General features: G+C 37.7%; 14 protein-coding genes. All 14 read right to left on the reverse strand.

The features are described from left to right. Positions 1 to 351 precede the first annotated feature (351 nt). A complete protein-coding gene (gene aroH, locus N7Z68_RS00815; protein ID WP_275116553.1) occupies positions 352 to 735 on the reverse strand; it encodes a chorismate mutase in 384 nt (127 codons plus the stop codon). A 2-nt stretch (positions 736 to 737) separates the two neighbouring features. After that, positions 738 to 1,826, reverse strand: a complete 1,089-nt coding sequence (gene aroB / locus N7Z68_RS00820; protein ID WP_275116554.1) for a 3-dehydroquinate synthase — start codon at positions 1,824 to 1,826, stop codon at positions 738 to 740. Beyond that, positions 1,826 to 2,998, reverse strand: a complete 1,173-nt coding sequence (aroC, locus tag N7Z68_RS00825; RefSeq protein ID WP_275116555.1) for a chorismate synthase — start codon at positions 2,996 to 2,998, stop codon at positions 1,826 to 1,828. The genes aroB and aroC overlap by 1 nt, the downstream gene beginning before the upstream one ends. Before the next feature lie 185 nt (positions 2,999 to 3,183). Then, positions 3,184 to 3,957 carry a CheR family methyltransferase gene (locus tag N7Z68_RS00830; protein ID WP_275116556.1) on the reverse strand — a complete coding sequence of 258 codons (774 nt, stop codon included), beginning with the start codon at positions 3,955 to 3,957 and terminating at the stop codon, positions 3,184 to 3,186. 453 nt (positions 3,958 to 4,410) lie between these two features. Beyond that, positions 4,411 to 4,854 (reverse strand): nucleoside-diphosphate kinase, encoded by a 444-nt coding sequence (ndk, locus tag N7Z68_RS00835; RefSeq protein WP_275116557.1) that lies wholly within the window; start codon positions 4,852 to 4,854, stop codon positions 4,411 to 4,413. 227 nt (positions 4,855 to 5,081) lie between these two features. Further along, entirely contained in the window at positions 5,082 to 6,053 is a 972-nt protein-coding gene (gene hepT / locus N7Z68_RS00840) for a heptaprenyl diphosphate synthase component II (protein ID WP_275116558.1), read from the reverse strand. A gap of 15 nt (positions 6,054 to 6,068) precedes the next feature. Further along, positions 6,069 to 6,926: a menaquinone biosynthesis protein gene (locus tag N7Z68_RS00845; protein WP_275116559.1), complete on the reverse strand. Its 858-nt coding sequence runs from the start codon at positions 6,924 to 6,926 to the stop codon at positions 6,069 to 6,071. After that, entirely contained in the window at positions 6,923 to 7,528 is a 606-nt protein-coding gene (locus N7Z68_RS00850) for a UbiX family flavin prenyltransferase (RefSeq protein ID WP_275116560.1), read from the reverse strand. The genes N7Z68_RS00845 and N7Z68_RS00850 overlap by 4 nt, the downstream gene beginning before the upstream one ends. After that, entirely contained in the window at positions 7,525 to 8,388 is an 864-nt protein-coding gene (locus N7Z68_RS00855; RefSeq protein ID WP_275116561.1) for a UbiA-like polyprenyltransferase, read from the reverse strand. The genes N7Z68_RS00850 and N7Z68_RS00855 overlap by 4 nt, the downstream gene beginning before the upstream one ends. 38 nt (positions 8,389 to 8,426) lie before the next feature. Continuing rightward, a complete protein-coding gene (locus N7Z68_RS00860; protein ID WP_275116562.1) occupies positions 8,427 to 9,128 on the reverse strand; it encodes a demethylmenaquinone methyltransferase in 702 nt (233 codons plus the stop codon). Positions 9,129 to 9,152: 24 nt separating this feature from the next. After that, complete coding sequence (locus N7Z68_RS00865) at positions 9,153 to 9,938, reverse strand: heptaprenyl diphosphate synthase component 1 (protein ID WP_275116563.1); 786 nt, start codon at positions 9,936 to 9,938, stop codon at positions 9,153 to 9,155. A gap of 186 nt (positions 9,939 to 10,124) precedes the next feature. Further along, the gene (gene mtrB / locus N7Z68_RS00870; RefSeq protein WP_275116564.1) at positions 10,125 to 10,343 is read right to left on the reverse strand and encodes a trp RNA-binding attenuation protein MtrB; all 219 of its coding nucleotides are present in this window, start codon (positions 10,341 to 10,343) and stop codon (positions 10,125 to 10,127) included. 99 nt (positions 10,344 to 10,442) lie between these two features. After that, entirely contained in the window at positions 10,443 to 11,012 is a 570-nt protein-coding gene (gene folE / locus N7Z68_RS00875) for a GTP cyclohydrolase I FolE (RefSeq protein WP_275116565.1), read from the reverse strand. A 195-nt stretch (positions 11,013 to 11,207) separates the two neighbouring features. Beyond that, complete coding sequence (gene spoIVA / locus N7Z68_RS00880) at positions 11,208 to 12,686, reverse strand: stage IV sporulation protein A (protein WP_275116566.1); 1,479 nt, start codon at positions 12,684 to 12,686, stop codon at positions 11,208 to 11,210. Positions 12,687 to 12,835 lie beyond the last annotated feature (149 nt).

Below are 12,835 nucleotides of genomic sequence, written 5' to 3' on the forward strand. Positions count from 1 at the left end.
TCCGTGTTGCCATGAATTTAGCATCCATTACTTAAACTAAATATAAAAAGCTGACCCCAAAGTGACTGGCTCCCCAAAATCATACGAAAATAGAGATGCTGATGAAAAATCAGCACTAATATTTCGCTTTGCGGCGCCTGACACCCTTAACTAGAGTCAGCCGAATCATTAATACATATATTCGCTCTGCTCAGCTCTACTCAACTATTCATTCTCATCTCTGCTCTACTCTTAAATAAACTATTCTAGAAACTCATCATACGTAACAAGCTTCAACTCATATAACCTAAAAACTAATACTCTAAATAACTAATTAAACTAAATCTTACTCTCATCTCAACTACTGTAATCTTACCTTGAGTCTTCTTTATTTGTCAATTGTAAATCTGGTCGAAGTGAGATAGCGTTCTCTAAATAAATATGCTCAACTTCACTTTGAGGTACATCTGTTTCTGCAGTAATCATCACTCGAATACACATTGGCAGACTATTTGGCACTGGGATTTCAAGTGCACACATAATCGGCACAAACTTCCACCCTTCAAAACGACGCAGTGCTTTTGCTGGGAATGTCGCATTTAAATCATGAGTGACTGTCACAACAATTTGGGCAACATCTTCTGGTTTAACTCCATTTTTGGTGATGATCGTTTCTAATAGTTTTTCTGTTGCATCCAAGATAACCTCTTCTTCATTTACCTCAACAGTTGTTGCGCCTCGAATTCCTCTAATCATTCCTACTCCCCCTTAATAGACTTTAAGAGCAGCTCTTTGATTGGCTCTTCATCAACACTAACAACCTCTACTCTCCCAAGTTCTTTCATTAGGACCATTCGGATGACTCCTTTTTGGGCCTTTTTATCTTTTTTCATTGTATGTACTAATTGATTAGGATCTAATTCAACAGGAATATCTGTCTCATACCCTAATTTAGTTAGCCAAGCTTTTACTTCATCTATCGGTAAAGAAATATCATAGTATTGTTCACTTAAACGCATTGCAAAAATCATACCGACTGCTACTGCTTCACCGTGAGTCATTTTGCCATAGCCTAGTTCCTTTTCGATCGCATGACCTAAAGTGTGTCCGAAATTTAAAATAGCACGGATGCCGTTTTCTTTTTCGTCCTCACTAACGACAGCAGCTTTGACAGCAATTGAACGTAACAGTAACTGTTCTGCTAATTCACCTTTAATGTTTGAAAAATCATCTATATGATCTTGAAGCCATGAATATAACTGAGCGTCCCAAATTAAAGAGTGCTTAATCGCTTCAGCAAACCCAGATCGCCATTCATGTAACGGAAGACTTTTAAATACTGTCGGATCATAAACTACTGCTTCTGGCTGGTGGAAAGCACCAATCATGTTTTTACCTAACGGATGATTGATCCCCACTTTCCCCCCTACACTGCTGTCATGTGCAAGTAATGTTGTTGGAACTTGAATAAAAGGTACTCCACGCATATAAGTCGCTGCAACAAAACCGGCAAGATCACCGATAACGCCTCCACCTAGTGCAATAACTAGTGAATGTCGATCTAATCCTTGTTCTAATGCATACGTCTGGATATCGTAGTATTGCTGAAATGATTTCGACTGTTCTCCAGCTGGTACAATATATTCGAATACCTCGAAACGATTACTTAATCCGTTTTTTACATCTTGTAAATACAATGGAGCAACTTGGTCGTCTGTAATAATTAAAACAGACGACACTTTTTGTTGCAGCGGAGTTGGAATATATTCAGACACTTTATAGCGAATATCGTCACCAATCCATACAGAGTATTGCTTTGAGGATGTGTTTATGTGTAATTGTTCCATTAGAACAACCTCGCTCGCTCTTCATGTCGTTCAATATTCTCCTTTATTTCATCTACACGATCACTGCCGAATTTCTCAAGTAGTGCATTAGCAATTTCCCAAGCGACAACAGCTTCCGCAACTACAGATGCAGCTGGAACCGCACAGCTATCCGAACGCTCTATGCTTGCAGCAAAAGGTTCCTTCGTATCAATATCGACACTTTGAAGAGGCTTATATAAAGTTGGGATAGGTTTCATTACTCCACGTACGACAATAGGCATTCCATTGGTCATTCCGCCTTCTAACCCGCCAAGGTTGTTTGTGTTACGAGTATAACCATTTTCTTCATCCCATAAAATTTCATCATGAACTTGGCTTCCTGGTTTTCTAGCAGCTTCAAAGCCGACTCCAATTTCAACACCTTTGAATGCATTAATACTCATAATAGCTGCTGCCAGTTTTCCATCCAGTTTTCTGTCGTAGTGCACATGACTTCCTAGACCAATTGGAACTCCTTCTACGACCACTTCAACCACTCCACCTATTGAATCGCCGTCTTTTTTTGCCTGATCGATCGCATTCATCATTTTCTGTCCTGCGTCTTCATCTAAACAGCGTACAGGCGAAGCTTCCGAACGATCTTGTAAATCATTTATTGAGGTGTAAGAAGTTTGTTCTGCTTTCACACCACCAATTTCAAGAACGTGTCCACCGACTTCTATACCAAATGTTTTTAGAATTTTCTTGGCTACAGCTCCTGCTGCAACACGAACTGTCGTTTCACGAGCCGAGGAACGTTCTAATATATTTCTCATATCACGATGGCCGTATTTAATTGCACCATTGAGATCGGCATGACCTGGTCTTGGGCGTGTTACTTTGCGCTTCATTTCTTTTTCTTCTTCTTCTGATAATGGTTCTGCACCCATTATTTTCGTCCAATTTTTCCAGTCATTATTTTCGACGACGAGTGTTATCGGCGCACCTGTCGTTTTTCCATGGCGAACTCCACTTAATATTTCAACAACGTCTTTTTCAATTTGCATACGGCGTCCTCTGCCATGCCCACCTTGTCTACGAGCTAAATCGACATTAATATCTTCAGGTAATAAATCTAGATGAGCGGGAACACCTTCGATAATCGTAGTCAACTGCGGTCCATGTGACTCTCCTGCTGTAAGGTATCTCATATCTTACTCCTCCTCCAACCTATTCTCTCTTTAGCGCTTTTATGCACTAAATTATAGCACAACTTTATTTCTTTGTCTTAAGAAATTTTTCAGTATGCTGTAACCTAGCTTTTTATGTTAGAAGTTTCAGTTTATCAGAAAATTTTTAAAATATAAAGGTCGTCTAGAATTTATATGAAGTTTCATTACTTTTTCCGATAAAAAAAAGTATCCTCTGTTTCAAAGCCATACGTCTGAGGATTAAATATTTGTTCTGTACTTCCTACGAAAAGGACTCCGCCAGGCCTTAACGCATCACTAAACTTCTGGTATAGTTCATGCTTTGCTTCTTCTGTAAAATAAATCATAACGTTTCGGCAAACGATCAAATCAAAGTTCGACTCAAAACGGTCTGCAAGTAAATTGCCCTGCCTAAATTTAATAGTCTTTTTAATATCGTCTTTAATGGTATAACCGATAACATCTTTGTTAAATGCATTGTGCAACACTTCTTTTGGAACATCTTTAATCGAACGCTCTGCGTAAAACCCAACCTTTGCCCTTTCTAAAATGGCTCGGTCAATATCTGTCGCTAAAATAGAAACTTGGGATAATGGCATAAAGTGACTCATAATAATGGCAAGGGTATACGGCTCCTCCCCGGTAGAACACGCCGCACTCCAAACCTTCGGACGAGGGTTTTGTTTTAGCAACCGCGGCAAGATTTTATTTTCTAACACTTCCCATCGTTTAGGGTTTCGATAAAATTCGGATACATTGATCGTCATACGCTCAAGAAATTCATCAAATAGTTTTTCATCCTTTAACATGGCTTGAAAAAAACTAGTAAAGTCGTTATATCCTTTTTTTTCACGAAGAGATGTTAATCTGCGCTTCATCTGAGCTTCTTTATACAAATTTAAATCGATCCCCGTTTTTCTTTTGACACTATCAACAAACTCGTTATAATCACATTTCATGTCTTGCTGTCTCCTCTAAAAACAAACTTATTTATTACTTTTTATCACAGTTTCCCCGATAAAACTACAAAAAAATATAAGATCCGTTCGGTTTTCATAAAATAGCAAAAGAAAAAATAGAACTTTTTCTTATGTTCTATAATCGGTAGTTGTCTTGTAACAAGTGAGCCGATGTTGACTTATCGCAAGGAGGTGAGCGAAGTCTAGTTAGTCGCTGGGCGCTGGATCTAGACACGAAAAGCGCAAGCGCCCGTTTAGCGACGTACGGACTGGAGCCCGCCGTATGAGATAAAGAAAACACGGTGATCGCTAGGGAGCCGATGTTGACTTATCGTAAGGAGGTGAGCGAAGTCTCGCTAGTCGCTGGGCGCTGGAGCTAGACATCTTCGATATAAACTTTATTGCGTTAAAAAAGAAAAAGGCATCTGCTTTAGATGCCTTTCCCGCTTTTTATTAAACCCACTTACTAATTGTTTTATCGTAAGTGTTTAACTCTTCTTCTTTAAAGAAAATACCAATTTCACGAACTGCACTCTCAGGAGAGTCAGAACCATGAATAACGTTCATTGCAACTTGTGCAGCAAAGTCACCACGGATTGTTCCAGGTGCAGCATCTGCAGGGTTAGTAGCACCCATCATCGTACGAGCTGTTGAAATTACTTTCTCACCTTCCCAAACCATTGCAAATACTGGTCCAGAAGTAATGAAATCAACTAACTCGCCAAAGAAAGGACGCTCTTTGTGCTCAGCGTAATGAGTTTCAGCAAGATCTTTTGAAACCGTCATCAATTTTGCACCTACTAAATTATAACCTTTCTTTTCAAAGCGAGAAACGATTTCTCCCACTAGGTTACGTTGAACTCCGTCTGGTTTAACCATTAAAAACGTTCTTTCCATTATAAAACCCTACCTCTCATTTTTCGTGTTATGTACAAGCCTTTTAGATTATATCAAATTTGGACGAATTATACAATAAATGAAACATTATATAAGAATTATAAAAAATGGACTTCCCCCTCTTTAATACGTTACTAGAGAGAGGGTGCTACAACAAAAAACGCATGTGGCCGCTAAGGGCAAACATGCGTAAGTTCATTTATATATGAGACATAGAGGTCCGTTGATTAAAACTTTCGTTTCCCTATGTAACTTGCAATTTCATATAAGTACTTTTTGGCATCAATGTCAGGTAATTCTTCTAAGCATCTAAATGCTTTGTTTAAGTACATATCACTGATTTGCAGAGAATATTCAATTCCACCTGAATTTTTGATCTCATCCAATACATTTCTGATGTCTAATTTATCGACATACGGATCATCGAGAGTTTCCATGATGAGGCGCTTAATTTCTGGATCTTTGTCCATTGCATATAAGGCAGGTAATGTGACATTGCCTTGTAAAAGATCACTGCCAGCCGGTTTCCCTAGTTGTTTCTGTGTACCGATGAAATCTAGAACATCATCTGTAATTTGAAAACTCATACCGACAAAATAACCAAAATAATAAAGGCGCTTTTGGATATGTAATGGAGCATTTGCTGCAATTGCTCCTAATTCACAGCTTACAGCAATTAATAGAGCTGTTTTTCTTTTTATACGTCGTAAGTAATTTCTAAAGTTTTGGTTCCAGTTGTACTGGTCACGGATTTGTTCTACTTCACCTATACACATTTCCATCATTGCGTAGGAGAGTATTTGGTGAATCTTTGGGTTTTCAAAATACAGTGATATTTCAAGTGCCCGCGCGAAAATATAATCACCAGTATACATTGCAACACGGTTATCCCACTGTGCTTTAACGGTTCGCTTACCTCGCCTCGTTTCGGCGTCATCGATTACATCGTCATGAACTAATGACGCCATATGAATGAGTTCGAGTGGAACCGCAATATTTTTTAATGAATGAATATCATAATCACCAAATTTTCCTGCTAACAAAACAAAGACAGGACGTATTCTTTTTCCACCTGCTTTGAGTAGTTGAGTGGAAGCTTCACTTAATGTGACATGATCTGCTTGGACTGTCACCTCTAACTCTTTCTCGATGATGTTAATATCCTTCTGTAATTTATAATAAACGTCTGCTAATTTCATTTCTTCCACCCTAAACTACATGGAATGACTATGGTCAAAAGCACTCCACAATGAAATAGTTTGTACCTTTTTCTTTAAGTAACCTAAATCATATGCTAATTGATAATAATAATTCAGGCCTTTTAACATTTGATCATTAAGGTCATACGATAAACCTTTAAAATATTGTTCCCAAAACAGCTGAGTTCCACCAAAGTTGTTTCTAATACTATCAATCATCGGTAGATAGTTGATATCAATACTTTTTCTTTTACTACTAATCAACTGTTCATATAATACACTCAATTTTTCAGTTTCTGTCTGAAGCACTTCATTTCTCACAGCAAAAACCGCATAAGTCATTGGTAATCCCGTATGTTCATACCAAAGTTGACCTATATCATACATATAATATCGATCTGATTTATTCCAAACCGTTTTAATTGCATCATCGCCAATTAAGAGGCACGCATCATGTGTTTCAAGCATGGATTCAAAATTGGGCTTCATAACATCATATTCAACTGAAAACTCATAGAATCGTTCTAATATAATTTTAAGTAAATGAATCGTCGTCGCCGAACTAGATGTTAAGGCTACTGACTTTTCGTTTAGCTCTTCAATCGGTACCTTTGAAAATAAAAAAAGTGAGCCGACTCTGGAGTAGGCTGAAACAGACAAGTTCGGTAAAAGTGTGTAACGATCAAAATTTTCTCCATATGCAAATGATGAAATCCCTCCTACATCGACTGCTCCGTTTGCCATACCTCGATTTAACTCAGCTGGAATTTGCGGAACAAAACGACAATCTAGATCGCTTAATTTTTCACGATCTAGATAATAAAAAATAGGTAGAATATTGGTATAGGAAATTTCTCCGACGATTAATGTCACTTTTGATCCCCCCAACGGGTAAAGAGCTCGTGCCCTACGCCTAAACTGTCTAACGCCTTTCCAACAACAAAGTTAATCAGGTCATCCATCGACTTTGGCATTTGATAAAAAGCTGGCATTGCTGGTAGAATTTTTCCACCAACTTTAGATATTTTCAACATATTTTCTAAGTGAATTTGGTTTAAGGGTGTTTCTCTCGGCACAATAATTAATGGACGGCCTTCTTTCAGCATGACATCCGCTGTGCGTTCTAATAAATTTTTAGAAGTACCATGAGCAATTCCTGACATGGTCCCCATTGAACACGGAATAACAATCATTCCATCATTTTGGTAAGAACCACTAGCAATAGGTGCTGTGAAATCTTGAAGTGTATGATAGGAAAACTGTTCATCGTTCTCTTTAAATAATTGCTTGATTACTTCGTTTCGCTTAGATGTATCTAACTCTAACTCTTCACGAAACACTTGCCATCCTGCTTCAGTTACAATTAAGTGCACTTTGTAATTTTGTCTTAGCAACTCTTGAACAAGTCTAACACCGTAAATAGCGCCACTTGCCCCAGTTATACCAACCGTATAAATCCCATCGAATTTTTTCATAATAGTAAGTCTCCTATAGTAAATACTAACATGACAATACTAATTATTCCATTCATTGGAAAAAACGCTACACCTACTTTGGATAAATCGTCCTCTGATATAATCATATGCTCGTACACCATAATTCCACCTGCAATGAGGACACCTATCAGATAAATCCAACTTAATGGACTAACAAAGAACATGGCTAACATTGCAATAAAGCTTAATACATGAAGACCTCTAGCAATTTGTAACGCTTTTTTAATACCGAAAGAACTTGGGATCGAATATAGGCCTGCTTTTTTGTCATAATCCGCATCTTGTGTTGCATAAATCACATCAAAACCTGCGATCCAGAAAACTACTGCTAAAAATAAAAATGCTGCCACCCAAGGTAGTGTACCCGTCGTACCGACCCAGCCACCTAAAGGTGCAATACCAATTGTTATTCCTAAAACAATGTGACAAGCCCATGTAAACCGTTTTGTATACGAATAGATAAAAAGAAAGAAAACGGCAACCGGCAACAAATAAACGGCAAGTAAATTTAATTGGAAAGAGGAATAAATTAAGAGTGCGAAAGATAAAATAGTAAACGCAATAACCTCTAATTTTGAAATAAGATTGGCAGGGATTGCTCGGTCAGCAGTCCTAGGATTGTGTTTATCAATTTTCTCATCAATTAGACGGTTTAAGGCCATAGCAGCACTTCTTGCTCCAACCATTGCTAATGTGATCCATATCCACTGATGGAGTGTCGGCCAAGAACCATTCACCATTATACTGCCAACAACTGCACCTAAGAATGCAAATGGTAAGGCAAATACTGTATGCTCAAATTTGATCATTTCCAAGATGATTTTTATTTTTCTAATCACTTTATTTTCCCCAATTCTACTTCTCTCTTTGAAGATTACTATTTTATTCCTAAATGCATAGCACATACTCCGCCTGAATACGATTTAACTTGTACATCTTTAAAACCAGCCTCACGGAACATGTTAGCCAGTTCTTCTTTACCAGGGAAGTTCAAGGTCGATTCTTGCAGCCACGAGTACTCATCATAACTTTTTGCAAAAAGTTTTCCAAAGATCGGCATAATAAATTTAAAATAAAAAAGATATAATTGCTTAAACCCGATAAGTGTTGGTTGAGACGTTTCTAGACATACGACTTTTCCACCCGGTTTTAGAACACGATGCATCTCTTTCATCACTGTCATATAGTCAGGTACATTTCTCAAACCAAAACCTATTGTTACATAGTCAAATTGATTGTCTTTAAATGGAAGTTCCATTGCGTTTCCATGAAGAAGTTCCACTTGTGAAAGTTTTGCATCTTTAACTTTCTTTTCACCAATCGTAAGCATATTTTTGCTAAAATCTAAACCATAGACTTTCCCTTTCGGTCCGACAGCTTCAGCCATGGCCATTGTCCAGTCCGCTGTACCACAGCAAACGTCTAACGCCTGACTGCCTTCTTTTACCTGCATTATTTTCATCGTGTCTTTACGCCAAGCTTTATGGCGTTGGAAGCTAATAACAGAATTCATCATATCGTACTTTTTATAAATGGACTCAAAAACCTGGTGTACGCGTTGTTCTTTTGTTTGTGTCATTATTTACCCTTCTTCCGCAACTTTTTAACTGTAGTTTAATGGCGAGAAAAGTCGTTCCATTTGTTTCATTATAACATCTTGTTGAAATAATGGGTCTTCTAAGAGCTTCTCGACCTGTTCTTTTCCTTCACTAATTTTTTCATTAATGAGTTGCAACACTTCAACATGTGTTGGATTATATGGTTCAGGTTTCGATTGCTTGTGGTCATGAATAAGAGCTCGTACAATCGGCAATTTTCTACCTTCCAACCATTGACTTCGTTCGAAAATCAGTCTTTTTAAGAAAAAGAATTCAGAAATCGCTAGTTTCCAGTTTGGCAACTGAAAGTGATCCGCCATATTTTGTAAGATTGCAGATTCAATGGAGCAAATATCTCGATGAGTTGCTTCAAATGTCAAGTTTTCATTCTGATAAATGTTCATTTTGTGCTCGTTAATTTCCTGAATGGATATACTAAATAAGCGGATCATTGACATTTGACCGGAATGTGCCAGCAGATAGTAATACAAGCTGCTATAATAATCACCAGCGAGAACAGTCAATTGACGATTTTTTTTCACATAGTCTGAGTTAATTTTATTGAGGGAGACTTTTTCGTGTGTGTTAAGAGCTGCATCAACCAATATGGAAGCCAACGCAATATTGTTAATGTCAATTTCGGGTAATTGCTCAGATAACATCGCATATATAAATCGAACCTTGTCTTCATCGATATCTGGTTTTTGTATATATTTTTGTAAAAATGTGTGTTCAGTGAGCGAAAAAAATTTATCTTTACATTCGTTCACCATTTCATTAAAATCATTCATTTATATAGTCCCCCGTTAATCTTTTGTTGCTCATGTTATTTTTCTGTATTCATTAACGTCGAACTATATTATAGCATAATTGTAAAACGTCAATAAACACGTTTACAAAAAGTCACTATGAATTTCATTATGGAAGCCTTACCTTTTTATTGAAACACTAAAAGAAAGCAGGGGAAGCCTGCTTTTCTATACTTCAGTATCCATCTCACCATGACTTGTTTGAATTACTGCCTTTCCGCGAACTTTTATCGCAGATGTGTGCTCTGTAAATTGAGCGATCATAATCTCACCTTTATCTAATTTCTCTAGATGATGAAATCTTGTATCGGAACCCCGGGTTAAACCGATTACATTTACCCCGTCTTCTTTTGCTTTAATTAAAATAAAATCTTGTGACGAACTCATTCAAAAGCCCCCTTCTTAAAATTCTTTTATCATTAAGAGCTTTAATATAAATTTACTATCCCTTATTCCCTACTATTTGTCAATGACATAAAGTACTGGTTATTCTTTAATAAAAGATAACACTTCAGCACGTGCTGATGCATCCTCAGCAAACGTTCCTCTAACAGCTGATGTAATCGTTTTTGAGCCTGGCTTTCTCACACCGCGCATTGTCATGCACATATGCTCTGCTTCAACAACAACAATAACTCCATGAGGATCTAACTCTGTAACTAATGCATCCGCAATCGTTGAAGTAATTCTCTCTTGTAATTGAGGTCTTTTCGCAACAGCATCAACAGCGCGGGCAAGTTTACTTAAACCTGTAACTTTTCCACCTCTAGGAATATATCCAACGTGGGCTTTTCCATAAAAAGGTACTAAATGATGCTCACACATTGAATAGAAAGGAATATCTTTTACGAGCACGATTTCTTCATGATCTTCGCCAAATACCGTTTGAAAATGTTCTGCAGGATCTTCATTCAAACCACTAAAGACTTCTGCATACATTTTTGCTACACGTTTAGGTGTATCTTGTAAGCCTTCACGACTCGGGTCTTCACCGATGGCTTCTAATATCATCGTAACAGCTTGTTGAATTTTTTCTAAGTCAAATTTATTATCCAAAATAAATGCCCCCATTCAAACACTTAAGTCAATCATAATATGTAAGCTTAGAAAATTTTAGCACAAGCTTCATATGAAAAGCAAAAATAATGATTTAAACTTATCCACAATAACACAACAAAACAGAATAAAACGGTGCCAGGCACCTTTAGCGGACTAAAGGTGCCTGGCACCGTTGTTTTTTTATTGTTTTTGTTATAGGATGATAGCGATTAATCCGCCTGATCCTTCGTTGATAATTCTTTCTAATGTTTCTTTCAACTTGTAGCGGGCATTTTCAGGCATAAGTGATAATTTCGCTTGAATACCTTCGCGAACGATGGAATTTAATGATCTTCCAAAAATGTCAGACTCCCAAATCGATAATGGGTTATCCTCAAAGTCTTGCATGAGGTAACGAACGAGTTCTTCACTCTGTTTTTCAGTACCAATAATTGGGGCAAATTCTGACTCAACATCAACTTTAATCATATGAATAGATGGCGCAACTGCTTTTAGGCGGACACCAAATCGAGACCCTTGACGAATGATTTCCGGCTCATCTAAGCTCATATCGGTAATCGCCGGTGCAGCAATCCCGTAACCTGTTTGTTTTACCATGCGAAGCGCTTCAGATACTTGATCATATTCCGCTTTTGCATGAGCAAAGTCTTGCATTAATTGAAGCAAATGGTCTTTACCTCGAATTTCAACACCGACCACTTCTTTTAGGATCTGGTCGTATAAATCATCTGGAGCATAAAGATCAATTTCAGCTACACCTTGCCCCATTTCGATTCCAGCGAGGCCCGCTTGATCAATAAAATCATATTCTCCAAATTGTCCAACAACACGGTCAACATCACGAAGACGTTTAATGTCTTTAACTGTACTTCTTACAGCTTCTTCATAGCTTTGGCGTAACCAATGCTCTTCTTTTAATACCATTACCCAGCTTGGAAGGTTTACATTGACTTCATGCACTGGGAACTCAAAGAGTACTTCTCTTAAAACGTTGTTAATATCACTGTCTGTCATGCTTTCAATACTCATGGCAAGTACTGGTACATCATGACGTTCAGAAATTTCCTGACGAAGTAGATCTGTATCAGGGTGATGCGGTCTAACACTGTTTATAACAACGATAAACGGTTTCCCGACTTCTTTTAACTCCTCAATTACTCGCTCTTCCGCTTCAAGATAATCATAACGCGGAATGTCTCCAATGGAACCGTCCGTGGTAACAACAACACCTAAAGTGGAATGTTCTTGAATTACTTTTCTCGTTCCAATTTCTGCTGCTTCTTGGAACGGGATTGGTTCTTCATACCAAGGTGTATTAATCATACGAGGACCATTTTCATCCTCATATCCTTTAGCTCCCGGTACAGCATAACCTACACAATCTACTAACCGAACATTTACATCTAATCCTTCATCAACATGAATGGAAACTGCAGTATTCGGAACAAATTTCGGCTCAGTTGTCATAATCGTTTTACCTGCAGCACTTTGCGGCAACTCATCTTGAGCTCTAGCTTTGTCACCTTCGTTTTCAATGTTGGGGATTACAACAAGTTCCATAAACTTTTTTATAAAGGTAGATTTACCTGTTCGAACTGCCCCTACCACTCCTAGGTATATATCGCCACCTGTACGTTCAGCGATATCTTTGAAAATATCAATCTTTTCCACGTGATCCCCTCCCGATCATGTATAAATTTAGAAGTTTAAAATCTAGCACCGTAATTGTTGGACATTACATACTTATGTCGTTGTCCAAAAAATATGACAACCCTTAAAAAAAGAATGAAATATTATTATAAAAAAAGATATGTGTTGCA

Origin of the sequence: Alkalihalobacterium chitinilyticum (assembly GCF_029028005.1) — a bacterium.
Taxonomy (GTDB): domain Bacteria; phylum Bacillota; class Bacilli; order Bacillales; family Bacillaceae_F; genus Alkalihalobacterium; species Alkalihalobacterium chitinilyticum.